29 protein-coding genes are annotated in these 23,907 nt (G+C 40.4%); 24 read left to right on the forward strand and 5 right to left on the reverse strand.

Annotated features, from left to right (window positions below; all coding sequences use genetic code 11):
* Positions 1-427 precede the first annotated feature (427 nt).
* Both GBI66_RS18680 and GBI66_RS18685 read right to left on the reverse strand, forming a co-directional pair.
* Positions 428-1,435 (reverse strand): phage portal protein, encoded by a 1,008-nt coding sequence (locus GBI66_RS18680; protein ID WP_228267308.1) that lies wholly within the window; start codon positions 1,433-1,435, stop codon positions 428-430.
* 47 nt (positions 1,436-1,482) lie between these two features.
* Positions 1,483-3,264, reverse strand: a complete 1,782-nt coding sequence (locus GBI66_RS18685; protein WP_151717112.1) for a terminase large subunit domain-containing protein — start codon at positions 3,262-3,264, stop codon at positions 1,483-1,485.
* A gap of 140 nt (positions 3,265-3,404) precedes the next feature.
* On the opposite strand from GBI66_RS18685, the gene GBI66_RS18690 reads away from it, so the two are divergent.
* The 9 genes from GBI66_RS18690 to GBI66_RS18730 are packed head-to-tail and all read left to right on the forward strand — an operon-like array spanning position 3,405 to position 8,619.
* Complete coding sequence (locus GBI66_RS18690) at positions 3,405-4,316, forward strand: GPO family capsid scaffolding protein (RefSeq protein ID WP_151717113.1); 912 nt, start codon at positions 3,405-3,407, stop codon at positions 4,314-4,316.
* A gap of 14 nt (positions 4,317-4,330) precedes the next feature.
* Positions 4,331-5,368, forward strand: coding sequence for a phage major capsid protein, P2 family (locus GBI66_RS18695; protein ID WP_151717114.1), 1,038 nt, complete (start codon positions 4,331-4,333; stop codon positions 5,366-5,368).
* Positions 5,369-5,370: 2 nt separating this feature from the next.
* A complete protein-coding gene (gene gpM, locus GBI66_RS18700) occupies positions 5,371-6,201 on the forward strand; it encodes a phage terminase small subunit (protein ID WP_151717115.1) in 831 nt (276 codons plus the stop codon).
* Between the two features lie 3 nt (positions 6,202-6,204).
* Positions 6,205-6,603 (forward strand): head completion/stabilization protein, encoded by a 399-nt coding sequence (locus GBI66_RS18705; protein ID WP_151717116.1) that lies wholly within the window; start codon positions 6,205-6,207, stop codon positions 6,601-6,603.
* On the forward strand, positions 6,600-6,803 hold the full coding sequence (locus tag GBI66_RS18710; RefSeq protein WP_151717117.1) for a tail protein X: 204 nt from the start codon (positions 6,600-6,602) through the stop codon (positions 6,801-6,803). The genes GBI66_RS18705 and GBI66_RS18710 overlap by 4 nt, the downstream gene beginning before the upstream one ends.
* A gap of 10 nt (positions 6,804-6,813) precedes the next feature.
* Positions 6,814-7,185: a hypothetical protein gene (locus tag GBI66_RS18715; RefSeq protein ID WP_151717118.1), complete on the forward strand. Its 372-nt coding sequence runs from the start codon at positions 6,814-6,816 to the stop codon at positions 7,183-7,185.
* 7 nt (positions 7,186-7,192) lie between these two features.
* Complete coding sequence (locus GBI66_RS18720) at positions 7,193-7,777, forward strand: N-acetylmuramidase family protein (RefSeq protein WP_151717119.1); 585 nt, start codon at positions 7,193-7,195, stop codon at positions 7,775-7,777.
* Positions 7,778-7,779: 2 nt separating this feature from the next.
* Positions 7,780-8,172: a phage tail protein gene (locus tag GBI66_RS18725; protein ID WP_151717120.1), complete on the forward strand. Its 393-nt coding sequence runs from the start codon at positions 7,780-7,782 to the stop codon at positions 8,170-8,172.
* Between the two features lie 3 nt (positions 8,173-8,175).
* Positions 8,176-8,619 carry a phage virion morphogenesis protein gene (locus GBI66_RS18730; protein WP_151717121.1) on the forward strand — a complete coding sequence of 148 codons (444 nt, stop codon included), beginning with the start codon at positions 8,176-8,178 and terminating at the stop codon, positions 8,617-8,619.
* Positions 8,620-8,622: 3 nt separating this feature from the next.
* Here GBI66_RS18730 and GBI66_RS18735 read toward each other — a convergent pair whose 3' ends face one another.
* Positions 8,623-9,990 carry a hypothetical protein gene (locus tag GBI66_RS18735; RefSeq protein WP_151717122.1) on the reverse strand — a complete coding sequence of 456 codons (1,368 nt, stop codon included), beginning with the start codon at positions 9,988-9,990 and terminating at the stop codon, positions 8,623-8,625.
* 440 nt (positions 9,991-10,430) lie between these two features.
* Here GBI66_RS18735 and GBI66_RS18740 point away from each other — a divergent pair, with 440 nt between their 5' ends.
* The 15 genes from GBI66_RS18740 to GBI66_RS18810 all read left to right on the forward strand — a co-directional run bounded on the left by GBI66_RS18740 (position 10,431) and on the right by GBI66_RS18810 (position 21,777).
* Complete coding sequence (locus GBI66_RS18740) at positions 10,431-10,643, forward strand: hypothetical protein (RefSeq protein ID WP_151717123.1); 213 nt, start codon at positions 10,431-10,433, stop codon at positions 10,641-10,643.
* 84 nt (positions 10,644-10,727) lie between these two features.
* A complete protein-coding gene (locus tag GBI66_RS18745) occupies positions 10,728-11,255 on the forward strand; it encodes a phage baseplate assembly protein V (RefSeq protein WP_151717124.1) in 528 nt (175 codons plus the stop codon).
* Positions 11,255-11,626 (forward strand): GPW/gp25 family protein, encoded by a 372-nt coding sequence (locus tag GBI66_RS18750; protein WP_151717125.1) that lies wholly within the window; start codon positions 11,255-11,257, stop codon positions 11,624-11,626. Before GBI66_RS18745 ends, GBI66_RS18750 begins: the two co-directional genes overlap by 1 nt.
* Entirely contained in the window at positions 11,623-12,519 is an 897-nt protein-coding gene (locus GBI66_RS18755) for a baseplate J/gp47 family protein (RefSeq protein WP_151717126.1), read from the forward strand. The genes GBI66_RS18750 and GBI66_RS18755 overlap by 4 nt, the downstream gene beginning before the upstream one ends.
* On the forward strand, positions 12,512-13,033 hold the full coding sequence (locus tag GBI66_RS18760; protein WP_151717127.1) for a phage tail protein I: 522 nt from the start codon (positions 12,512-12,514) through the stop codon (positions 13,031-13,033). The genes GBI66_RS18755 and GBI66_RS18760 overlap by 8 nt, the downstream gene beginning before the upstream one ends.
* Before the next feature lie 9 nt (positions 13,034-13,042).
* On the forward strand, positions 13,043-13,981 hold the full coding sequence (locus GBI66_RS19770) for a phage tail protein (RefSeq protein WP_228267309.1): 939 nt from the start codon (positions 13,043-13,045) through the stop codon (positions 13,979-13,981).
* A gap of 110 nt (positions 13,982-14,091) precedes the next feature.
* Positions 14,092-14,712 (forward strand): hypothetical protein, encoded by a 621-nt coding sequence (locus tag GBI66_RS18770; RefSeq protein ID WP_151717128.1) that lies wholly within the window; start codon positions 14,092-14,094, stop codon positions 14,710-14,712.
* A gap of 35 nt (positions 14,713-14,747) precedes the next feature.
* Positions 14,748-15,983 (forward strand): leucine-rich repeat protein, encoded by a 1,236-nt coding sequence (locus GBI66_RS19540; RefSeq protein WP_171494344.1) that lies wholly within the window; start codon positions 14,748-14,750, stop codon positions 15,981-15,983.
* A 136-nt stretch (positions 15,984-16,119) separates the two neighbouring features.
* Positions 16,120-16,752, forward strand: coding sequence for a phage tail sheath subtilisin-like domain-containing protein (locus GBI66_RS18780; protein ID WP_151717129.1), 633 nt, complete (start codon positions 16,120-16,122; stop codon positions 16,750-16,752).
* A gap of 10 nt (positions 16,753-16,762) precedes the next feature.
* Entirely contained in the window at positions 16,763-17,269 is a 507-nt protein-coding gene (locus GBI66_RS18785; RefSeq protein WP_151717130.1) for a phage major tail tube protein, read from the forward strand.
* Between the two features lie 43 nt (positions 17,270-17,312).
* The gene (locus tag GBI66_RS18790) at positions 17,313-17,663 is read left to right on the forward strand and encodes a phage tail assembly protein (protein WP_151717131.1); all 351 of its coding nucleotides are present in this window, start codon (positions 17,313-17,315) and stop codon (positions 17,661-17,663) included.
* 8 nt (positions 17,664-17,671) lie between these two features.
* The gene (locus tag GBI66_RS18795) at positions 17,672-17,788 is read left to right on the forward strand and encodes a GpE family phage tail protein (RefSeq protein ID WP_151717137.1); all 117 of its coding nucleotides are present in this window, start codon (positions 17,672-17,674) and stop codon (positions 17,786-17,788) included.
* 14 nt (positions 17,789-17,802) lie between these two features.
* Complete coding sequence (locus GBI66_RS18800; protein ID WP_151717132.1) at positions 17,803-20,340, forward strand: phage tail tape measure protein; 2,538 nt, start codon at positions 17,803-17,805, stop codon at positions 20,338-20,340.
* A gap of 4 nt (positions 20,341-20,344) precedes the next feature.
* Complete coding sequence (locus tag GBI66_RS18805; protein WP_151717133.1) at positions 20,345-20,758, forward strand: phage tail protein; 414 nt, start codon at positions 20,345-20,347, stop codon at positions 20,756-20,758.
* A gap of 2 nt (positions 20,759-20,760) precedes the next feature.
* Positions 20,761-21,777, forward strand: coding sequence for a contractile injection system protein, VgrG/Pvc8 family (locus GBI66_RS18810; protein ID WP_151717134.1), 1,017 nt, complete (start codon positions 20,761-20,763; stop codon positions 21,775-21,777).
* Between the two features lies 1 nt (position 21,778).
* Here GBI66_RS18810 and GBI66_RS18815 read toward each other — a convergent pair whose 3' ends face one another.
* Both GBI66_RS18815 and GBI66_RS18820 read right to left on the reverse strand, forming a co-directional pair.
* On the reverse strand, positions 21,779-23,140 hold the full coding sequence (locus GBI66_RS18815) for a P-loop NTPase fold protein (RefSeq protein WP_151717135.1): 1,362 nt from the start codon (positions 23,138-23,140) through the stop codon (positions 21,779-21,781).
* Between the two features lie 24 nt (positions 23,141-23,164).
* A complete protein-coding gene (locus GBI66_RS18820; RefSeq protein ID WP_151717136.1) occupies positions 23,165-23,671 on the reverse strand; it encodes a hypothetical protein in 507 nt (168 codons plus the stop codon).
* Between the last annotated feature and the right edge of the window lie 236 nt (positions 23,672-23,907).

Consider the following 23,907-nt stretch of genomic DNA (forward strand, 5'->3'; position numbering starts at 1 on the left):
ATCATATACTTAAACCTTGTAACTTCTATTATTTTTAAGTTGTAACCTCTAAATACCTATAGTTTTCAGGTTTAAAAAATCTTTTATTTTCCCTATTTTTTATTTAGTGCATTGGATTGCATCAAAGCGCATCTAATATGAAATTTAAAAAGGGCTCTAAACCTTATGAAACATAACGTTTGAACATATTTTTTCTGTGCATCAAAAATGAGACATTTAGGAACTGCGCAGGCGGGAGAGGAGACTGCGTTTGCCCTGTCGCCCCTGTTGAGTTTTATTGATTCCTTCAACTTGATATTGATTGATTTTATTTAGACAAAAAAAATGCCAAGCTTTTAAACCTGGCATTATAAATATCTAATAAATATATATTTTATATAGATATTTTGATATAATTTAAGTATCTATGGCTTTGGTTCAGTAGAAATTAAGTCATATTCTTTAACCTAATCACTTCAATACCGAGCTGATCATTAATTTGTTTTAATAGATTTTGGTAGTAAACAATTTCATTGAAATAAAAGACTCTAGCTGCCTTTTCAATATCACCGAAGCCACCTGAGTTTTGCGGTACCACACCCATTAACTGTGGTGGGATACGATGTCCTGCAAGCTGATCATCACGACTGGCAATCTTAATATTATAGAACTCATCCTTAGCAGCTACTTCAGCCAACGGAATAACATTTAATCCCTTTTCTTTCCCACCAGGTGTATAGACCAAAAGATTTTTAAAGTTGCCTGCACCTTTCGAGTTCTGTAATGATTCTTCCAATGCATCTACATCGTTTTGAGATTTCATAGCATCGGTAATGTGTAAAATATAACCTGCGTGTGCACCATTTTTATAATAACGTCGGCGGAATAAAGTCGCAGCTTCATTTAATAAAACTGCATTAATACTACTCAGATAATCAGGAACGCCATAGATCTCTTGCACAATATCAGCGTCAGCAATGTGGATTATTTCTTCAGGTTCAAAAACGTGTTGCTTACCTTGAAAACCATCCATTTGATAAAACCTTAAAAGATCAGTACCTTTTCTAATATTGATCGCAGGGCGTGACGTAATTTTTAGAACACCCCTGAAGCGGTTGTATTGAATATGGGCATAAGCATTTGCAAAGGTGATTAAGTTCAATGCTAAAGCATTAAAATCATGTCGGCTTAACAGAGGATGAGGAATAAAATCCACTGATAAAATATTGCGTTTGATGACGATCGCACTGGTATGGTGACTGGTACCTCGATACATTTTTGCAATCGCTGCAATATCATAAGGCAACTCATACCATTCCTGCCAAACAGGGCAATAGCCATAATCAAATAGTGTATGCCCATCCAGTACAGGTTCAGCTTCTCCAAAGCTTCGCATCATCATTTTGGTTTGTGCTTGCTCGATAGGCAAAGAGGAATCAGATCCGAGAGCAGACATCTGGTCCATACGTGGCAAAACAGTCGATAATAATCTGTCCAATATTTTCATGAATTAAATACTCTGATTCGGCTTTGATGTGCGCCAAGATGTGATGGATCAACAACATGAATGATTGGCGCATTTTCCAAACCATTCATCACTGCCCAAGCGATATCACCATGTCCAGTTTCAGCACTTCGACTGGTAATCAGTGTTTTATTTCCACCGCCACCAGTTAAGGCTTTTTTGATTGACAAGAATGACTTAGCTACAATTTGCAAACCTGCATCAAAATGCAGTCTACGTTTTTGGAATAACTCTTTAACTCGAAGCCCCATGCGAATTTTTAATTCAGGGGTATAGTTCAAACGAGTCAACTGAGGAAAGAAAAGTTCAACATGTTCAGCAACGGCCAAACCGTTCCCAGTGTTATCAATGCCGATAAAAGTTACGTTGTAACGCCCACAAACTTTTTTGATATACAAAGCTTGTTCACTGGCTTTCATACCCTGAAATTGTTTAATTTCGAGAATCCGATAAGGCTCAAGCGATGTTTGTGGTGGTGCGATCACTGCTAAAGCTGCATTGTCACCTGTGAATGAAGGGTCATAACCTAGCCACACTTCCCCTGCATATCTTGGATTTTGATTCGGGAAAAAGTCTTTCCACACTTCCCAACTGTCGACCATGTTTGGGATGATTTCTTTAAGTGGAAAATAAGATCCTGAATCGTCAATAAACTCACAATCAAACAGATTGGCAAATTCTTCATCGCCATACTCAGCAAGCAAGTCCTCACGATCAAATAGATCACAGCCCTTTTCTTCCGCATCGGTCAACGTGACAATCTGCCTCGTCTTTCGATCTGCACATTTGACAGGTGTTTTAAGGGCAACTTTGCTGACATCGATTTCAATTGGCAGCTTGCGTTTACTGTCTTTGCCTGTCCAAAAGGTATAGGCTTCATGCAAAATACTGGATGGCGTAGACATATAAATTTGCTTATACATCTTCTGAGATGCCATTGCCGAAGCGACTTTTTTGAACTGTAAAAACTTACGAATCCAAAAGAACTCGTCCATGATCACATCACCATGACGACCTTGAGCTGTGAGGGCATTTGTTCCCAAGTAATACACGGTTGCTTGACCATTTGGTCCGTTGATCACGATCGGATCTCCAGTGAGATCCAAACCAATCACTTCCAAAACAAAGGCTTTGATGTATTCAATGAACTGATATGCCTGCGCTTTCGATGCCGACATAAAGATTTTGTTTTTTCCAGTTTTTAATAGATCAATCAACGCCCAAAGCGCAAAAATATAAGTTGCACCAATCTGACGTGATTTTAATAAGATAAAGATTCGAGACCAGGATATCGCATCCATCCACTCTTCTTGATAAACATATAAAAACTCGTTGAATGCTTGTTCTAATTTTTCCAAGTCCTCTAGCGTGATCTGATTCTTCAACTTTTTCTTTTTTGGCGCAGCATTACGATTCTCAAGATTCGGATTGAGATCCGTTTGTTTACCTGACTCAAGGTATTTTTGAATTTTCGCCCATCGCTCAAACTGACGAGCGATCATGTCCATTTCTTTGTAATTCGCATTACTTTTATTTTCCATAAAAGTCAGAGTCATATAGCGAATTTTTAAACCTGTTGTCACCTCATCATAAACATCAGTTTTTGACCATTGGTCGCGTTGCTTCCAACTTTCGACAGTCGAACGATTTTCCCCAGTGTGAGTGGCGATTTCGGAGACAGACATACCCATCGAGAAAAGTATTCTTCCCTGCTGTCTTGGGTTCATGAGTTCTAGGAACGTTGGAGTGTTTGTATTCATGTGCTTAATGTTGCTTTAAGCACAAAAATTCTTTGAGTGATGCTTTCCTGATTAACGCTTAATCAGGATGAGTCAGATTGCACCGAACCACAGCTCCGAAGCAGACTTCAATCATCGTAAAAATGATATGTGGAATACAAATGGCGGAGCTACCAGGAGAAGGACGTGTAATCAAACGTTTTCGAGTTGCTCGTGAAGGGCAAACCGTAGATGGGCGTGAGTTAACACGCCAAGAAATTCAAGAAATGGCAAGTTCTTACAATCCTGAACATTATGCAGGACGTATCAATATTGAACATTGGAGTGGGTTTTCACCTGAACCACCGTTTAATGCCTATGGCGATGTCGTGAAAGTCGAAGCCGTTGAAGAAAATGGATTGATGTGTTTGTACAACACACTTTCAGCATTACCAAACTTTGTAGCGATGAATAAACAAGGGCAAAAAATTTACCCTTCCATTGAGTTCTATCGCAACTTTGCAGGCACTGGTAAAGCTTATCAAGTCGGTCTAGGCATGACTGATACTCCCAACTCGCTCGGTACTCAAGCCATTAAATTTTCTAACAAACTTCATTCGCTCAGTACCCAACCTGATTCGGAGATCTATATCACCATGTCTGAACAAAATCCAAATGAAGGTAAAAGCCTCATTGATCAGCTTAAAGAAGTGTTCACCCCTACACCAAAACCAAAAGAACAATTCAGCGATGAATTGGCAGCGCAATTAACGCAAGGCTTGGTGCAATGCTTTAACGGCTTAAAAACCTTAACTCAGGAAGTCGGAGCATTAAAACAATCATTAAGTGCACCGCCAGCAGCTGCGCCAACACAACAAACTGTGCCTGTAGTTGAAACACCGCCTGCAGCTGCGCCAGAACAACAATCCAACCAAAATCCACCTGCTGCACCAGGTGCAAATTTTGAAAATTCATTACAGCAACTTACGCAAAGCATTAGTGATTTAAAAACTCAATTTAATGCCATGAGTACAACACCAATGAATCCACCGCCTGCAAGTACAGGTGGCGCAGCAAACACTATCCATTACTAAGGAATTAAATAATTATGTCAGTCGTTCTACAACCTGAAGCACGTCAGTTATTTAGTTCTTATAAAGCTGATGTTGCTCGCGCAAATGGTGTTGACAGTACCAAGCAAACTTTTGCTGTATTACCTGTGCCAACACAAAAAATTATCCAAGCCTATCAAGAAGCTGCTGATTTCTTAAAGCTCATTAACGTATGGCCAGTAGATAATGCCAAAGGCGAAAAAATATCACTCAGCCTTGGTACAACCATCGCAGGCAATACCAATACCAACCTGAATCCACGTCAACCCACTCCTGTCGGTGCTTTAGATTTACTGGATGAGTACGACTGTACCCAAACCAACTATGACGTAGCGATGAAATGGATCTTGCTCAATGCTTGGCGACATTTTCCTGACTTTAAGAAAAAGCTTCAAGAAATGGTGATTCGTGCGGTGGCATTAGACAAACTGTGTATCGGTTGGAATGGTGTTTATCGTGCAGCCACAAGTGATCGTGTTGCCAATCCACTATTACAAGATGTGAAAAAAGGTTGGTTGCAAAAAATTCGTGAAAATGCGCCTGAACAACATTATGAAGGTGTAGATGTCACAGTCGGTGGTGTAACCAGTAAAAAAACACTAATTGGTTCAGCGCATGAGTTCAAAACGTTAGATGGCTTAATTGAATTCGGGATTGAAGAATACATTGCTGAACAGCACCGTGATAGTGGACTGATTGCCATTTGTGGTCGTGGCATTTTAAGCGATAAATATTTACCGCTATTAAATACCATCCAAGATCCAACCGAACAATTGGCAGCACGTACCATTTATGCCAATAAGCAGCTTGGTACATTAAAGGCATTACATGTACCAAAATTCCCTGCCAAAACCATCTTGATCACCACGCCTGACAATCTTTCGATCTATATCCAAAACGGCACCTTTAACCGTTCGATCGTAGATCAACCTGAATGGGATCGTGCTGTGGATTTCCAATCGATCAATGAGGACTACGTCGTTGAAGATTATACCAAGTGCTTATTAATCGAAAACATCGAACTGGATGACTAATCATGGGCATGAACTCAATGCGCCAACATCGTGAAAAGATGTTGGCAGAAAAAGCGTTAAAAGCGCAGCAAAGCCCTGATCCACGTCAAAAGCGTACGGTGGCTTGGGATCTCGCTTCAGGTCCTGATCAATCTGTTCAAATCCCTGCTGAACTTTTAAATCAGGCAAACGTTCCAAATGTTGAACTACGCATGTTCAACCATTTGAACATTTTGAAAGAGATGAAATCGATTCAGGAACGTATTGCCAAAAAAGCGGAATGGTTACCTGAGTATTTAGGTTATATCGAGGGCTGCCTTGCCGTTTCGCCTGCCCCTCAGAACACCACTTTAGTTCATTTAATGATATGGGCAATCGATGCCAATGATTTTGAATTGGCAGTGCGTATTGCTGAATATGTTGTGTTGAATGACATGGTGATGCCTGAAGGCTATACACGAACAACGGCTGAATTTGTCACGGAGCAATCTGCAGAAGTCTTTATCGATGACACTGACCTTGCTATCGCTAATGCGTCTTTGATTGAGCGCATCATCAGCCTTGGTCAAGGTGAACAAATTGTCGATGAAGTTCGGGCAAAAATTTATCGTGCACTGGGCGATGCATTGAACCAGGCACAACCAATGGAAGCTGTTTCAGCTTATAAGAATGCGCTTCGATACAATCCCAAAGCAGGCTGCAAAAAAGATTTAGAGCAGCTTGAAAAACGATTGCGTCAACCTGCAACCGAGTCGTCTCCCGACGCCACTGTCGGCTCGCAGGCAGTTTCAACGGCAGATCAAAATGCCGATGGGATTGTTCCTGCGTCCACCGACTCCAAGCCAAAGGAGTAAGCCATGCTTTTAAACGCACCTGTCACCGATGCTGAAGTACAAAATCCGATTGCTGAATATCCCAATATCAGCATTAAAGACTTGATTGCTCAGGTGCGTTTAGATCAATCCAAAGGCGAACTTTTACTTTCTGAAAAAATCACCTTAGCGATGGACATCATCAATCGCGAAATTGATTTTATGCTAATCGAATCCGATGAGCAGATCCGCAAATACAAACGAGCTGTGAGCTATGAAGCAGCAGCTCTAATATGTGAAGACAATCTTGATTTTGATACCACCACCACTGGGCAGTCGCGTGGTGAAAATCAGAAAGACAAAGCCGATTCGCTTCGCAGGATTGTTCAACACACCATTGCTGATTTAACCAATCGCCCACGAAACCGAGTTCGACTGATATGAAGTCAGTCAACGCTATACAGGGCGATACATTGGAGTCGATTGCATATCGTTATTACGGTGCAAAGGCGGTCGATATGTTGCCTGCCTTGGTTGAAGCCAATTCAACCAATGAACAAATATTTTTAACCGAACATCAATCCATACAATTACCAGAATTAACTAAAGCTTCAGCACCACAAACACTCAAGCTTTGGGATTAAGGGGATGGGCATGAATGACCCAATTAGTATCAAAGGACTTCCGTGGTTTATCAAAATCATTGCAGCAGTGATTGGGGCTATTTTTGCCCTCACATTAAGCGGTGATATTGATGCCGAAGGACGAATTAAAATTACCAAAGGCTTAATCATTAAATTTTCATTTAGTGTGGCCATCAGTCTTTATGGCGGTGCTGCTTTTCTTGAATATTTCCAATTGACGCATTATTCACACCCTGCTCAAGGTGTCGTGATGCTGTTTTTTGCGGTATTTGGTTTGCTGTTTGTCGGCATCTTTTATCAATCGATTCGATTGTTAGAGGGCAAAAAGCCGAGTGAACTGATTAGTGAAATTAAAGCTGCGTTTGCTGCGATGTTTAAGTAGGTGATCTATGAATAAGAAAATCACTATCGAGCAAATCATAGCTCAAGCTAAAGACTTAAACATTGAAACTGCTGCGTTACAAGCTGTGATCGAAGTTGAATGTAAGGGTAATGGCTTTAATGATGATGGCACTCCAGTCATTTTATTTGAGCGTCACATCATGCGTCGTCGATTGATCAATAATAAAAAGTCGAAAATTGCTGATGAAATGATGCGTAAACGTCCTGACCTATGTTCAACGACTTCAGGTGGCTATGGCTTGGAGTCTGTACAGCATTTAAAACTTAAAGATGCTGTGAAGTTTGATCGCATCAGTGCCTTAGAATCGTGCAGTTGGGGCTTAGGGCAAGTGATGGGCTATCACTGGTACACGCTTGGTTATGAATCTATTCAAGAATTTATCAATGCGATGTACAAGGATGAAGCTTCCCAATTAGAAGCAATGTGCCGTTATATCAAATTTAATAATTTGATTAATGCCCTAAAAAATAAAGACTGGACAGCATTTGCGAAAGTCTACAACGGTAAAAATTATAAGGTCAATAATTATGATACCAAGTTAGCCAATACATATAAGCGCTTTGCGAGTTAATTATGAAAGCCCTGATTCCACTGAAGCAATTTTTAAGTGAACGATTCCCGATGATGACAGCAGATAAATGTCATTTGCTGATCGTCAATGGTTCATTTAAAGATGGATATTTGGAATACACAGCTCGACTGCTGATCCTTGATTATCGTTCAGATCCGATTCAAGTGATCGTCGCATTACGTGAATGGCTCAAATCAAAAAACCTATATTTGGATGCCACTGGTAAAGATATTCTGATTTCGTTTAATTCTGAAGTGATTGATACCGAAACATTCGATCTCGAAATTGATTTCCCACAACGTGACAAGCTTGTCGCAGAAGGAAACGATTATCACGTTTGCCCACCGTTGGTTTGGGATGATATCAAAGGCGGTTTTTATCCTACAGGTACTTAATCAATGGATGCGATCAACGGTTTAAATCATTGGCTTGACCAAATCACCTTATTGCTTGAACCATCCAAACGTCGAGAACTTATGCGACGTTTGGCTCAAGGATTACGTGTCCGCTTTCGTGATCGCATCAAGCAACAACGAGATCCAAACGGCAAACGCTTTACCCCAAGAAAACGAGATCAAATCGGAAATATAAAACGACAAGGTGCCATGTTCCAAAACATCGGCAAACAACTCAAAACAGATTATTCAGCAGATCATGCAGCGGTTGGTTTTGGTGGGCGCACTGGTTTTGTGGCTTCGGTGCACCAGGAGGGAAAATCGGTTCGGCCAAGTAAATATGCAAAACCCACCAAATACTCTATTCGAGAATTGGTGGGTTTTAGTAAAGATGATATTAAGTGGGTTGAAAAAACAATAAATACATTTTTGACGTCAAAAGTATAATAGTTACTTAATAGTAGCCGTTGAAGCTATAACCTTTTCTGCTAGAAACCTTATGACTGGTAAATATTCCTTGATATACTCATCCTTGCCCGAAAATGGGATATAACGTTCACTCCGATTGTACTTATCACTTGAGTGAACAATGCCATTTCGAATAGCTTTAATAATCCTAGATATTGAAAATATAATATTTTCTTCATTTAGAGAAGTTTTATCAATTTTCTCCCCATATATTTCACAAGCTTTTATAGTACTACCTCTGCCTAACTCTCCCCAAAAACCAATCAAATCGCTTGGAACTATATAAGTTTGCAATACACATTGCAGCATTTTATTTTCATCATTTTGAATAGAATTCTGCTTAATTACAGCTAAAATTTTTTCAATACTTTTATCATTAGGCTTAAACTTTGCATCATTTAAAAAATACTTCATATCTTGATAAAGTTTCTTCTCAATACAGCTCAAAAAATTATACTCTAGAACATGATAATAAGACAAAAATTTGTGACCAGATGTATTTGATATTAATGCATTTTTATAAAATGATATTAAATTAGCATCATAAGAAACAGAAGGAATCTTCAACTCACTACTATCGAATCTATGTTCTGAATTAATATTAGAATTAACACTATACCCCTCATGAAAATTAAAACTTATATTTAAACCATTCACTAATAAATTATAAAAACAATTATTTAAAATTTCTCTAGTATTCTTTATTTCTTTTTTAGAAACTTTTACACCTACTGAATTACTTAAATAACAAACCTTAGCAGAAAAATATAATCCAGGGAGTATTCTATTAATATCAATATACTTAATATTAGAAACAGAACCACTAAGAAATAATCTCCTCCTATTTAATGCAGATTCAATACCTGACAAAACTTCATTAACGAAATAATTATCATAATCTTTATTCATAAAAAGACTTAATTTCATTTCAAAACTAGGTTCATCAATAGAAATTCGATATTCATCATTACTCATCACTATACCTTCACCACCATCCAACAGAGGTGAAAACAATCGACCATTATAACCCTCATACAAGGGTGTAAAATCCAAAGCAAACTCCAATAAATTATCTAAATTTCTGCATGCATATTCATCATAAAAAAGCTCTGTATTATTAATATCTTTATTTTGAATATATACAGACAATTTACCTTCAAAATCTTGTAGATAATCATTATAATTATCTAAAGTTGACAATCTTCCAAAACTTAAAAGTAATTTATTCTGATTGAAGTTCAAGTATATTTTTCTACCACCCTCATCATTTTCTTCTTGAAAGTTTATATTTAAATTCTCAATTTCAAGCTTTGAAAATCTACCATTTAGAAAATCCACTAAAACAGACATAATCCCCTCACCAGTAATAAATTAACTAATATTATCAATATTCTTGACAACACAAAATAACAAAGTTAACTTGTTAAGACCACTCCACATGAGTGGTCGAGTTTGGTCGCTCGTTGAAAATACATGGTAGACAACCGCTACTTGCGGATTTTTTTTGTCTATAATTCGGTGTACCCGCGTTTTGGTGGATCGGATGGGGAGGCGTAAGCCTGCCGTTTTGCCTGTGTTTTACGGTCGACCAACCCCGTTCGATCTGCCACCCTAGTTTGGTCGCTAGGAGGGCAGAAAAACCAAATACACAGGTGAATCATCATGAATAAGAATTTAACGGCACAAAACCGTCTCGACAAAATCTGCTATCAACGCATCCAATCATCAAACTTTGCCCAATCCTCTACACTCATTCAAAAAATTATTAAAACAATCAAAGGGAGAAGCATATGAAACATCCCTGCTTTTCTCTCAGCGAAGATAATTACAACGTCGTGAATGAAGTCCGTGCCACACTTAATATCGTTGCCTCTATGGGTTTAAACGATACCAGTGATAGTTGCAATCAACTCTCTAAAGACGACCTTATCTGTGTACTGCTTCAAGCAGAACAAAGGCTCAAACAAGTGTTAGAAGAAACCGCAAAAAACTTCCGATCCTGAATAACCTTTAATCAGGAATGTCCAAATAGAAAGCCATACGTAAAAAGCCCATGATCCAAACATCATGGGCTTTTTTGTTTCAACATGAACAATTTAAACAGGCAATTTCAAAACTTGGCAGGCATTGGCACCGTGATTGCGGTCGATGCTTCAGTCGGGAAAATGCGCCTAAAAATCGACGAAAACGAAACCGACTGGATTCCGATTCCAACCATAGCTGCAGGTGTGGTCAAGTTCTGGCGATGCCCATCGCTAGGCGAACAATTTTCAGTAACAGCACAAGGCGGTGAGCTGACTAGTGCAGTACCACAAATCAGCCTATTTTCTGAAGCAAATCCCCCACCGACTGACAATCCTGACGAAGTTTTTATTCAACTTGGCGAACATAGCATTGTGGTCAATGTTGCCACTGGTGAAACCAACTTCAAATTAAGCAAATGCATCTTTGATGTTCCTGAAACCATTTTCAAAGGCAAAGTCCACGCTGAACAAGACATCACGTCTGATACCGATGTCAATGCTGCAGGTGTCAGCCTTGTTCAACATCCTCACGGTGGTGTCATGAGCGGACCAAGTCAAACCAGTGCTGCAGTACCGACTGGAGGCGTTTAATGAAAGGCATGTCGAGAATTACAGGCTATGCGATCACAGATGATGAAAGCCAAGAATACGCCCATTTAAAACAATCCATTCACGACATTTTAAGCACCCTGATCGGCACACGCTTGTGCCGACGCTTTTATGGCTCATTGGTCCCTGAACTGATCGATCAACCGTGTAACGAGTTTACCCAAGTGAAACTGATGTCCGCTGCGGCCACTTCACTGATTCGTTTTGAACCAAGAATCAAGATTAGTCAAATCCGAGTCAACCAATCCGCACAAACACCAGGGAAATGGGATTTCTTTATTTTAGGCAATCAAATTACCGCTTCAGGCGAAAAACCTTTTAACGAAAACTTTATGATTGGAGCAGCTGCATGAGCACCACACGAATTGATTTATCAGCACTGCCCTTTCCCAATGTTTTAGAAACACTGGACTATGAAGCCGAGTTAGCAGCATGCAAATCGGATCTGATTTCTAGAGATCCTGATCTTGCACCGGTTCTAAATTATGAAAGTGAACCCTTGGTCAAACTGCTACAAACTTTTGCCTATCGTCAATTCTTAAAAACTGGAGCGATCAACGAAAAAGCCAAAGCTTTGATGCTTGCTTATGCCAAAGGTGCAGATCTCGACCACTTAGCAGCGAATCGTGGCGTTTACCGTAAAACCATTATTGAAGCCAATCCAAATACCACCCCACCGACCGCTGCGGTGATGGAATCAGATGAGGATCTCAGACGTCGAGTTCAACTCGAACCTGAATCCATGTCAGCAGGCTCGGAAGGTTGCTATCAATTTTGGGGCTTATCAGCACATGGCCATGTTAAAGATATTGCCGTAACCACACCGACTGCAGGCTTTGTCGATATTTATGTACAAAGTCACATTGATGATATTGCAGTCCAATCTTTACTTGATCTTGTTGATCAAACACTCACGCCAAGTACGCGCAGACCGTTCACCGACAAAGTCACAGTCAAAGCGGCCACACCTATTGAATGGACATTAAACGCTTCACTGGTTTTATTCCCTGGTCCTGATGCCGAAGTCGTCAAACAAGCAGCTGAAACGGCTTTGGCTGAATACATCAGTATCACCAATTCACTCGGCTTTGACGTAACACGCAGCGGATTATTTAGAGCATTGCACCAGGGCGGAGTTCAAAACGTCATTATCAATAATCCAGTGAATGACATCGTGATCGCCAAGAGCAATTACGCAAAAAACATCGGCTTCGATATCAACATTACGGAGTTCAGAGATGTCTAGCTTACTGCCACCTAACGCAACCAAACTTGAAAAAAACATCGAGCAGATTGGGCAGCGTACCACTCAATTGCCCATCCCTTTTGTTGAGTTACATCGAGTCGAATTGTGCCCTGTTCCCTTTCTCGCATGGTTGGCTTGGGATCATCGCGTGGAGTACTGGCGATCAGACTGGAACGAAACAGAAAAACGCCAAGCCATTTCAGAAAGCAAAGCATTCAATGCCCAACGTGGCACACGCTCTTCTATTGAAAGTTTGCTGAGTAAGTTTGCAAATAATTATCAGCTCAAGGCATGGCATGAGTTTAATCCCCCACAACCGCCTTTTACCTTTGTTGTGATTATCAACGAACTCTCCGTTTCAATTGACCAACTCTTACAAATTCAAACCGCTGTCGAAGCCACCAAATCTGCACGAGATAATTTTTCAATATCGGCAAAAGTGGTCAGCAGCGGTCAATTCCAAATGACAGGTGCCTGCCATTCAGGTGAAACCGTACATTTAAGTTCGCTTTAGGATAGAACAATGACCGCAAAATATTATGTGACCCTCACAGATTACGGTGCAACACAGGTCGCTCAAGCACATGATGTCGCATCAATTACATTGACTCAAATGGTGATTGGTGATGCCAATGGTGTTCCATACGATCCTGTCGATCAAAAAAATCGAACTACATTAGTCAATCAACGGGCGAGTGTTCCTGTTCAGTCAGTAGTCATCAATGGTGCTGTCACTACAGTTACAGCAACAATTCCTGCCAATATCGGTGGTTTCAATTTGCATGAGATTGGATTAAAGGACAGCACTGGTCAACTTGTCTATATTGGTAATTATCATGGCGGTTATAAACCTGCTATCGCTGAAGGTGCGGGTGGTGAATTAACTATTGTGATTGATATTAAAGCCGAAGCAGGTAATCAGGCTTTGATTGAAATTGATCCAAATATCGTGACGGCAAATAAGGATTGGGTCAAATCAAAGATTGAGGAATTAAAACTAGACTTATTAAATGAGATTAATCTTGCTAAACAGGATGTGGCTGTTGGGGATCTTTATATTACTACGCTTGCATTTCCTGATGCCCAAGCTGTCGCCAACCATAAAGGATATGGCACTTGGGAACCTTTTGGAAACGGTCATGCCTTAGTTACTCGTTCACTATCACACGATAATTTAGGTGCATATGAATGGCTTAAATTTATTGGGGCTACTGGTGGCTCTAATACTCATCAATTAACGGTAAATGAGTTACCTAGCCATCAATTCAACTATCCTAACCAGTGGGCAGGAACTAACCCGCCAAACGCTGTAGAAGTTTATTCTTATGATGACATTGGTTGGGCGAAAGATGGATCTGCTGATACCTCTTTGACTCAGCATACGAATAGCGTGGGTGGCGATCAACCTCATAATATTGTCCAGTCTTCTATCGTGATTGCAGCATGGAGAAGAATGACATGATTCAATATATCAATCCCGATTAGGTTTTAATCAGGATACAAGCATTCGCACTGTTGAATTTATGCATTCAATATCTCCAAAAGCCACCCTACCTTTTGGAGATTTTTTAAATGGCAAACCAACACCATGGCATTACAGGACGTGAGGTCCAATCAGGCATCATTCCCATGCAAGATTCCACAACCAATACCATTGGAATGATCTGTTTTGCAGACGATGCAGATCCTGTCATTTTTCCAGAAAATATCCCGGTTCGAGTTTCATCAATCAATCGCGTTTTACCTGCAGCGGGTCTAACAGGCAATTTGCGCAAATGCCTTGAGATCATTTCTAAAATTACAAATCCTACGCTGATCGTGATTCGAATCCCTTCCCCGTTTGGTGAAGTTTTTGATGTGCATAATGTGACTGGTGGCGTTAACGAATTCGGACAACGAACAGGTATTGAAGCATTCTTGACTGCAAAATCAATCCTTGGGATTAGCCCTAAAATTATTATCGCTCCTGATGTTGAAACGCCCGACGTTGTTGAGGCTTTAGCTGCGGTATGTAAAAAATTACGTGCGTATAGCTACGTTACCCCTCGCGATATTACAGGCGGTATTCTCCCAACAGCTGAAGAAGTTGTCTTATATCGCGATCAGCTTGCACATCGTGAGATTGAATTGATATGGCCTGAGTGGACCTCAGGGAGTGTATTTTTGGGGGAGATCCAACCCCCTCAGCACTAAGTTGTGAGGGGGCGATAAGATCCTTTAAATGGGTTATGGCGATCCGACAAGGCACAACACCTGCTGCAAATCTCAGTGTTCTTATAGATGGTGTAAATCAACAAGATAAACCACCTTTAACTTGGTTAAATGAACAAGTTTTAGAGGAAAATTACCCTTATCTATCTCCTGATCTTGAAGGATTTCAAGTGGGGCAAGGAGTTATGCAATGGACGAATAACGATGATAAAAATCATCGTGTGGAAATTGTCAGCAATAACCCTGATATCATTCTGCTTGCATATGGAAATCCAACTGTGATGGCATTTTCCTCCACTCATATTGGTGTTTGTCTTAGCCATAGTGGAGCTGAATCAATATCCTGCTCTGGGGCAACTGATAAAGTTAAATTTATATCTTCGGGTTTAAGTAGTTACAACACAGGATACAACCTTCGCGTTAATGGCTTTAATTACCGAGATTTCAATTGGAGTGGTGATACTTCTCTTGTTGGATATTTACAACATGCAGTCTTGAATTATCTTTCTGACAAACTAATCGTCACAACGGAAGGTTCTGGCTTTGGAACAGATTGGACTATTCAAAATATTTCAAATGAAAATTTAAGAATTAGTCTTGTACCTTGGATAAGTGCTACTGATTTTTCCATTGCTCCAGATAATGAAAACCCTACTTTGCACAGTCCAAATTCACAGGTTTTCGAGTTTTGTCTTTCCCCTGCTACACAAGTTGATCCACCATGGGACATTGAATACCAGTATGAAGGAGAAACTACAAGGGAACTTACTGGCAGTGACATTCCGGATTATAGTAATTTTGGAAACGTATATGCGACATCTCTAAAGCTCAATAATACAGTGATAAGAATCGGTGATGCTGCTTTCAAGGCTTGGTCATATGCTCTATCACTTGAGTTAAGCAACACTGTAAAAAACATTGGAAATGGAGCATTTAGTTCATGGATCAGAGCAACCACTTTAGTTATTCCTGAGGGGGTTGAAACCATTGGCGGTGAATGCTTTGACCACTGGCTTATGCTAAAAACATTAACTTTACCAAGTTCGATTACTAGTATTTCGTCTGCCGCATTTAATTATTGCTCAGCACTAGAAAAGATCACGGTCAACGCAGTTAATCCGCCAAATATGACTGGAGCTGCATTTTGGGACACTAATAACGCACCTATTTACGTACCTCAACAGTCCGTAAATGAATATAAGGCCGCTCCAAATTGGTCAAATTATTCATCGCGTATTTTTCCAATATCTTAGATCAATGAAACCACCTTCGGGTGGTTTTTTTTCAAATCAACAAATCCCGATTAGCTTTTAATCAGGATTGCGCAAATAGCGAAGCCTGCGCAATCACCTCATGATTGACCCATCAACCTATGAAATGGGAAATTTCATGCCTCAAACCAATTTATCCGAACTGTACGGACATGGCAGTTTCACTGCCGTCGTCGCAGCTGCAGCTTTACGAGCCGATACCGACAAAAAGGTGGGCTGGCATAAATCACTATCAAATATTCCAGTTACTGGTCCAACGGGAATTAGCCAAGCTTTAACTTGGGACCTTGAAGATCAAGACACCGACGTCGGTTACTTAAATCAGCATGACATTACAAGCATGATCCAGCATCAAGGATTCCGCTTTTGGGGCAACCGTAATTGTTCTGATGATCCTCGCTTCAGTTTTGAAGTGGCCACACGTACAGCGCAATTTATTTTAGACACCATCCTTAATGGCTGTTTTCCATTCGTGGACGAACCACTGACCCCTTATCTTGCTAAAGACATCATCGACTCCATCAATGCTGAATTAAAAGAGCACGTTACAGCACGTCGATTGCTTGGTGCGTCCGTGTGGTATGACCCTGCTCAGAACTCTATTCAAGGCTTACAACAAGGACAGCTTTGGATTGACTACGACTACACCCCTGTTCCTACCCTCGAAAACTTAGGCTTAAACCAACGCATTACTGATCGCTACCTAGTGGATTTCAGCAAATTGCTTGGTGGTGGCACAGCAACGACCTAAGGAGTCAAACATGCTTCCACGCACTCTTAAAAACTTTAACACCTTTGTTAATACCCATTCATGGGCAGGCGTTGCCGAGTCAATCACCATTCCAAAAATCACCAAAAAGACAGAAGACTATCGTGGCGCAGGCATGATCGGTGATGTTGCTTTGGCGATGGGCTATGAAAAGCTCGAAGGTGAAGTCAAATATGCAGGCTTTGACGTAAAACAATATCGTCAACTTGGTGTTTGCGGTACGTCGGATCTGCCTGTTCGTTATGTCGGTGTTTATGAACGTCAAGACAATTGCACCACGCAAAATGTCGAAATTTACATGCGAGGTCAAGCACTCGAACTTGATCCTGGTGATTCCAAAAATGGTGAACGTACTGAAATCACCATGACTTACAACTACAGCTACTACCGCATGGAAGTCGATGGAGTCGTCCAAGTCGAACTTGATTTCATCAATGGCATTGAACGCTTTGGCGACACCGACGTTGCTGAAGCCATCCGTGAATTACTCGGCCTATAAGGGCGAGTCACCCCTAATTTTTAATTGAACCAGGTATTTTCCCATGTCAAACAAACAAGACAAAGATGCAGCAACTACGACTGAACAAAACATTCAAACCATTGCAGATCCCAACCTACGTATCGTTGATTTAGAACGTCCGATCATTCGTGGATCTGAATCAATTACACAAATCACTTTGCGTAAACCCAACGTGGGCATGCTGCGCAATTTAAGCCTGCAGGATGTGCTGAAGTGGCAAGTCGAAGCGACCAACACACTGCTGACTCGTATCACATCACCCACCCTTAGTTTGAACGATTTAAATGGGATGGATATCGGTGATTACACCGCTTTAGCTGTGGAACTGACTAATTTTTTGGTCAGTGCGAAAGCGAAATCCCTAGCAGTGTAGATGAAGTCATTGCCAATCTAGCGGTTATTTTCCACTGGACACCAAAGGATTGCGAAGATTTTGAAATTGAAGAGCTGATGCAATGGAACCAACGTGCAAAAGCTCGAAGTGAAGTAGATAAGTAAAAAGGCAATGGTGAATGAGCAATTTAACCCTAAGTGCGATTCTAACGATCATCGATGAAGCATCGAAACCACTTAAAGCGATTCAAAACTATAGTGAATCAAGCTCAGACTCCATTGCTGAACTGAATCAAAGCATTCGCCAACTCAATCAAACCTTGGGCGGATCAGATGCCCACCGCTATAACCAATCATTAAAACAAACTGAAAAAAATACCAGTGCAGTCCGTTCCGCATCACGTTTACTGGTTACCGAATATGGACATGTAGACCACGCGCTTACCGCCCTTTTGCATAAGACAGATCAATGGAATGCCAAATTAGCGCAAAGTCGAAAGAACATGCGCCAAGAGTTCAAAAATATTGCGGTCAGTGGTGCGATTGCAGGCGCAGGGATTTATCAATTTTTTAAACCTGCCATCGAGTTTGAAAAACAAGTCAGTGGCGTACAGGCAGTTTTAGGTTTAGACAAAGCCAGTGTCGCCATGAAGCAGCTTGAAGCCGATGCTCGTAAATGGGGTGCAGCATCATCATTTAGCCCAACTGAAGCAGCTCAGGCACAGTTTGCACTTGGCTCAGGTGGCTTTAATGTCGATCAGATCCGCCAAGCTCTAGGCGGCACATTACAACTTGCAGAGTCAGGAAAAGTCGAACTTGAACAAGCAGCCCAAATCGCAGTCGGTACACTTAATGGTTTTGGATTAGTCGCCAAAGAAATCACACGGGTAAATGACGTATTCGTTCAAGCTACCAATGCCACAGCAACCAGTGTCGGTGGACTGGGTGAAACCATGAAATACGTTGCTCCAGTCGCTAAACAATATGGGGCAAGTATCGAACAAGTGACTGCCATGACTGGCTTATTGGGCAATAACAATATTCTTGATACCCAAGCAGGCACAGCATTACGTGGCATCATGTTACGCCTTGCTGCCCCACCCAAAGCTGCACAAGATGCCTTGGATAGATTAGGCGTAAAGACTGCAGATGCCAAAGGCAACCTCCGCGACTTATCTGATGTTCTCGATGAGCTACGTATTAGAACCAGTAAAATGGGGTCTGAAGAACGCCTTGCCCTACTCTCGGATATTTCAGGCACAGAAGCCGCTTCAGCGATGGCAGTGTTGGTCGACCAAACAGGTGTCGTCGATGAAAAAACAGGGAAAGTCGTCAATAAAATAAAAGAGCTGACCAAAGAATTAGAAAATTCAGAAGGTGCGGCAGCTGCAGCAGCAAAAATTCTCAAAGATAACCTTGCAGGTGATATTGAGAACATGGGGGGCGAATGGCAAGACTTGAGTATTTCGCTGCAAAAAGTGCTTGGCAATGATCTTAGAAATTTTATTCAACAAATCTCTGAAATTATCGGACGTATTAAAACTTGGGTCGATGCTAATCCCGAACTGGTACGCACACTGGCAAACATCGCTATCAAATTACTGATGTTTAAAGTGGCTTTGCTAGGCGTGAAATACAGCACCAATCTATTCTTTGGGGCAATCATTAGTGTGATTGGAGGTATCACCAAACTGACGATTTTATTATGGGTCGCTCATAAAATTGCTGATAAGTTTGGCATTGGTTTACCAAGCCGATTTACGGTTATTTCTAAAGCCATTCAATTTCTAAGCCGTGCATTTTTCTTTTTGGCACGTCAGGCAATCCCTTTGGTGATTGCAGGGATTCGAGCTTTAGCGATCGCAGTCCTGACCAATCCACTTACATTAATGATTGCAGCGATTATCGCAGTCGCACTAGTGATTTATCGCTACTGGGGTCCGATTAAAGCATTCTTTCAAGGCTTTTGGTCAGGACTCATGATCGGACTTGCACCGTTTAGAAATACCATCAGCAGTTTATTTAACACCATGAAAACCACACTAGCCCCATTAAAACCATTATGGGATGGCTTGGTGGTCGTATGGACGATTTTTAAAGGTGTGCTTGCTGAAGCACTCACCCCTTTCCAAGCCACGAACCAAGAGCTCGCCAATGCCACAGCCTATGGCTCATCGTTTGGCGTAATCATTGGCAGTGTGATTGGGATTATTGGTGAACTAATTTTAAGCTTTGTTCAACTCAGCGCTACCATTCTCACCACAGTGGGTACAGCGATCGGCGTGTTTTTTGGGTGGATGTCTTTATTACCTGATCGCGTCGGCAAAGCATTCAATGCCTTAAAAATCTATGTCAAAGAAGCAGGCGCAGCGTTTGTCGATTTCTTGCTGACTCCCCTGCGCCTAGTCATTGATACAGTCAATTTACTCATCAAAGGGATTAATAAAATCCCAAGTATCAATATTCCTAAAATTCCACAGTTGCCGACCTTTTCTGCACCCACTGTCACGACTCCGACTAAAACAGTGACTCCGACCAGGGCGATCCCATTCCCAAGTCGAACAGCTCAAACAACCAATCATTTTATGGGTGCTCAAATCAGCATTACAGGCGTGAATGATCCAAAGCAAGTGGCGATGTTAGTCGATCAAAAGTTAAAGCAGCATCAAAACTCAATCACGGCTCAACAGCAACGTACATACACAGACAGGGATTAAATCAATGCTTATGTGTTTAGGACAATTCCCTTTTACCACTGACACGCTCACATTCAACGAGATCCAACGGCAACGATCTTGGCAATATGCTGACAACGCAGTGGCGAAAGGACGTAAGAAACGCCAATTCATAGGCTCAGGCGATGACATCATCACACTGCCTGGTCTCATCTATCAGGAGCATGGTTTTGGTAATCGCTTTGCGCTCGATGACTTAGCGCAGATGGCAGATACAGGGCAAGGTTTTGTCCTGGTCGATGGCAGCGGTTATTTGTACGGTGTCTATACCATCGACAACATCGACGAAACCAAACAGGTTCTATTTTTCAATGGCGTACCTCGCAAAATTGATTTCACCATTAAACTTACTCGGATTGATGATGATCGCATTGAACAACAGACTGAAGCGGAGTCATAAACATGATTAAGACTCCCATTTGCGTTTTAACAGCCGACAATCAGCCCCTAAATGAGCAAATTGTTAAACGGATTATCAGTGTTCAAGTGACCGATAACCGTGCCAATCAAGCCGATCAACTCGACATCGTGCTCGATGACAGCGATGGCGTTTTAGAGTTACCCCGACGAGGCGTAAAAATTAATTGTCAGCTTGGTTTTGAAGGTGAAGGCTTACACGATAAGGGCGATTTTATTGTCGATGAAACCGAATGGTCAGGCACACCCGATACCGTCAACATCAAAGCTTCCAGTGCTAACTTTAAAAGTAAAATCAAAGAAGCCAAGTCAAAATCTTATCATCGTAAAAAATTCGGTGAAATTGCTGCAGAGATTGCAAAAAATCATGAATTAACATTGGTGATGACTGATGACTTAAAACAAATCAATCTCAATCACATCGATCAAACCAATGAATCTGACCTCAATTTACTGGTTCGGATCTCTAAACAAAACGGTGCTGAAATGGCTGTGAAAAAGGATCGTTTATTGATTTTTAAAGCAGGTTCAGCAAAAACCACTTCTGGCAAAGACCTCCCCTCTCTGACACTGACACGCAATGATGGCGATCAATTCAGATACTTAGAACAAGATCGTGACTCAGACTACACAGGCGTATCAGCCAGTTATCATGACCAGGGCAAAGCAACTCGTAAACGAGCAACGTCGGGCAATCCTGAAACTCGCGGTGGTGGCAACGACCCAAGCACCAAAACCAAAGTTTTAAAAGGCACCTTTGCATCCAAAGAGGAAGCACAACGAGCTGCAGACGCAAAGATGGCAGAAATCAAAAGACAAATGGCAAAGTTCAGTATTAGCACTGCTTTCGGTATTCCCTCAATTTCGACTGAAACACCGATGAATCTTGATGGCTTTAAACCACAGGTGGACAAGTTAAAATGGATCGTTGAAAAAGCCACTCATCGTTATTCAACAAGTGGCTTGACCATGCAACTTGAGCTTGAATCAAATATTGAATAAGTTAGTCATTTACAACATGAATGTAGTTATACCAGCTTTCTATTAAATCCTTTTCAAAAGTCTGAGAAGGAAAGTACGCATCCTTATACTCTGAATATTGTTTTTCAAATTCATGTTGTCTAATTTTTTCCATATATCTGAAAATATCTGACAAATTTCCATAAAATTTTGGTAAATAATAAGAGAATGGAGTTTGACGCGTTTCATTACTAAATAAAGCATCATATTCAGCGTAGAAAACTTCCGAGTTCTTTTTATAAAAGGTTTGAAAAAAATTCTTCTCATTAAAAATATCTATTATTTTCATTTCCATGAATAACAAAATAATAAACAAAAGCTCCGCTTTACCCTCTGAAAAATCAGCTTTTAAAAATGCATACTTATTAACGCATTTAATTAATTGTCTAGCATTTGGCTTACATACAAGACAAGCTGAAATAATCGATTTACTGCACAAATTAAGTTCAATCTTATCCTCATAATCATCTAAAATTTTCTCATAGCGCTCTTTATTCAATTCTTTATTTTTCAAAAGTACAGTCAGATCAATAAATTTTTCTAGATAGTTTGTACCCTCTTTAAAGCCATAGTAGCTATTTATTGATTGTTCTAATTGATGCTTATTCACTGACAAGACAAAAGCCACATTTGGTATATCGAAGAAATGCTTTATACGTTCAATTAGCCGAATCGCAAATTCAGGTTTGCAACGATCCAACTCATCAATGATAAATACAAGAGGTTTATCCAAATTCTCTGTAATATTCTTTAAAGTTGCTTTGAAATACTCTACTGAATTTTTTTCATTTTCGTAATTATCAACTTGTGCGGATAGATGTTCTTCTAGTTTTTCATTGAGTAAATTGCCAATTTCTTTTCCAAAATCACCAGAATCATCTTGGAGTGCTTTCACGATATCAGCGACAGGTTTAGCAACAAATCCTGCCCCCATTAAAGTAGTAGTTAAACTCCATAACAACATAGGCACACTGGGTAAAACAGCCTTATACACTTGACCGATCTTTTCTTTTAAATCTTTAATTTTATCTTTGTCAGTGGTCTTGTCTAAACAGTTCGCAATTTCCATAGAAATCATTAAAAAGGGATCATCTATGTAATCTTGTGCGAAAGCATCCAAATAAATAACTTTAAAGCCATTATTATCAAGCTGTTTACACCAATGCCTAGCAAACCAAGTTTTACCCGCGCCCCACTCAGCGTCAATCGCAATCGTAGTCCCAACTTTGACTCTCTTGATATATTGCTCTAGACGTTCCGCAATCCCTTGACGATTCCAAAGATCGCCATCAAAAGGTCTTTGGATATTTTCATGATCAAATTTAGGGATTTTTAACAAACTCATGATTTAAATACTCAATTTTTAAAATTATCTCTCAATATGCATCAAGCAAACGCCCACACAATCTGTCATCAAAATCTTATGACCATTGATTGTGGTTTGCTGCCCCTTACCTGTTTGTATTGTTTCATCTACAAACTTACCGCCCTCATCGCCAAAGATTGCTCTAGCTACTCTTTGAGCGATCTTTATGCTTTCTAGACTCTTGGCTTTTTGCTCCTCAGTGTCTTTCAATGTAACCCAACTTAACACCATTTCTGACTGACTCAGTTCGACTTGAGCACCTAATCGGGAATCGCCAAACTCATAAATTTTCTTTGGTTTGTTTTCCGTGTCATTGCCAAGACTGATTTTTTTAACGAGTACACCTGCACTTTTCAAAATTGCATCGTCGTTATGTATATCTACTCTAGGCACTTTGGTTGTTAGATCCACTGGTTGGAATTCAAAGCCTGATTTTTGGGATGTTTGAGGATTGTCTGATCCTGAACAACCAAGTAGCCCCAAGCACAATAATAGTGTTATTTTTTTCATGTTTATCCCCTTTAAATTTTAATTCTGTACTTTTAATGCTCAATATTTTGCAGAAAAATACTAATAAACTAACTAGTTTGATCGTTATCATTTTGACTAATATTAACTTTTAGCAACTCAAAAAACTTAACCAAATATTCGATTTTTATATAACCAACATAAGAGTATGCACCAAGAAAAATTATTAATGATGAAATAATTATTGAGAAAATTTATTTATTAAAAATAAAAAACCC

Origin of the sequence: Acinetobacter sp. TUM15071, assembly GCF_008980925.1 — a bacterium.
GTDB classification, from domain to species: Bacteria; Pseudomonadota; Gammaproteobacteria; order Pseudomonadales; family Moraxellaceae; genus Acinetobacter; species Acinetobacter dispersus.

Coding starts and splice junctions, on each gene's coding strand:
- GBI66_RS18800 (WP_151717132.1), top strand. CDS start 17,803: ATGAGCAATTTAACCCTAAGTGCGATTCTAACGATCATCGATGAAGCA.
- GBI66_RS19770 (WP_228267309.1), top strand. CDS start 13,043: ATGACCGCAAAATATTATGTGACCCTCACAGATTACGGTGCAACACAG.
- GBI66_RS18820 (WP_151717136.1), bottom strand. CDS start 23,671: ATGAAAAAAATAACACTATTATTGTGCTTGGGGCTACTTGGTTGTTCA.
- GBI66_RS18685 (WP_151717112.1), bottom strand. CDS start 3,264: ATGAATACAAACACTCCAACGTTCCTAGAACTCATGAACCCAAGACAG.
- GBI66_RS18785 (WP_151717130.1), top strand. CDS start 16,763: ATGCTTCCACGCACTCTTAAAAACTTTAACACCTTTGTTAATACCCAT.
- GBI66_RS18710 (WP_151717117.1), top strand. CDS start 6,600: ATGAAGTCAGTCAACGCTATACAGGGCGATACATTGGAGTCGATTGCA.
- GBI66_RS18810 (WP_151717134.1), top strand. CDS start 20,761: ATGATTAAGACTCCCATTTGCGTTTTAACAGCCGACAATCAGCCCCTA.
- GBI66_RS19540 (WP_171494344.1), top strand. CDS start 14,748: ATGGCGATCCGACAAGGCACAACACCTGCTGCAAATCTCAGTGTTCTT.
- GBI66_RS18715 (WP_151717118.1), top strand. CDS start 6,814: ATGAATGACCCAATTAGTATCAAAGGACTTCCGTGGTTTATCAAAATC.
- GBI66_RS18725 (WP_151717120.1), top strand. CDS start 7,780: ATGAAAGCCCTGATTCCACTGAAGCAATTTTTAAGTGAACGATTCCCG.
- GBI66_RS18745 (WP_151717124.1), top strand. CDS start 10,728: ATGAACAATTTAAACAGGCAATTTCAAAACTTGGCAGGCATTGGCACC.
- GBI66_RS18750 (WP_151717125.1), top strand. CDS start 11,255: ATGAAAGGCATGTCGAGAATTACAGGCTATGCGATCACAGATGATGAA.
- GBI66_RS18720 (WP_151717119.1), top strand. CDS start 7,193: ATGAATAAGAAAATCACTATCGAGCAAATCATAGCTCAAGCTAAAGAC.
- GBI66_RS18780 (WP_151717129.1), top strand. CDS start 16,120: ATGCCTCAAACCAATTTATCCGAACTGTACGGACATGGCAGTTTCACT.
- GBI66_RS18695 (WP_151717114.1), top strand. CDS start 4,331: ATGTCAGTCGTTCTACAACCTGAAGCACGTCAGTTATTTAGTTCTTAT.
- GBI66_RS18730 (WP_151717121.1), top strand. CDS start 8,176: ATGGATGCGATCAACGGTTTAAATCATTGGCTTGACCAAATCACCTTA.
- GBI66_RS18770 (WP_151717128.1), top strand. CDS start 14,092: ATGGCAAACCAACACCATGGCATTACAGGACGTGAGGTCCAATCAGGC.
- GBI66_RS18705 (WP_151717116.1), top strand. CDS start 6,205: ATGCTTTTAAACGCACCTGTCACCGATGCTGAAGTACAAAATCCGATT.
- GBI66_RS18740 (WP_151717123.1), top strand. CDS start 10,431: ATGAAACATCCCTGCTTTTCTCTCAGCGAAGATAATTACAACGTCGTG.
- GBI66_RS18735 (WP_151717122.1), bottom strand. CDS start 9,990: ATGTCTGTTTTAGTGGATTTTCTAAATGGTAGATTTTCAAAGCTTGAA.
- GBI66_RS18680 (WP_228267308.1), bottom strand. CDS start 1,435: ATGTCTGCTCTCGGATCTGATTCCTCTTTGCCTATCGAGCAAGCACAA.
- GBI66_RS18815 (WP_151717135.1), bottom strand. CDS start 23,140: ATGAGTTTGTTAAAAATCCCTAAATTTGATCATGAAAATATCCAAAGA.
- GBI66_RS18805 (WP_151717133.1), top strand. CDS start 20,345: ATGCTTATGTGTTTAGGACAATTCCCTTTTACCACTGACACGCTCACA.
- GBI66_RS18790 (WP_151717131.1), top strand. CDS start 17,313: ATGTCAAACAAACAAGACAAAGATGCAGCAACTACGACTGAACAAAAC.
- GBI66_RS18690 (WP_151717113.1), top strand. CDS start 3,405: ATGGCGGAGCTACCAGGAGAAGGACGTGTAATCAAACGTTTTCGAGTT.
- GBI66_RS18760 (WP_151717127.1), top strand. CDS start 12,512: ATGTCTAGCTTACTGCCACCTAACGCAACCAAACTTGAAAAAAACATC.
- GBI66_RS18755 (WP_151717126.1), top strand. CDS start 11,623: ATGAGCACCACACGAATTGATTTATCAGCACTGCCCTTTCCCAATGTT.
- gpM (WP_151717115.1), top strand. CDS start 5,371: ATGGGCATGAACTCAATGCGCCAACATCGTGAAAAGATGTTGGCAGAA.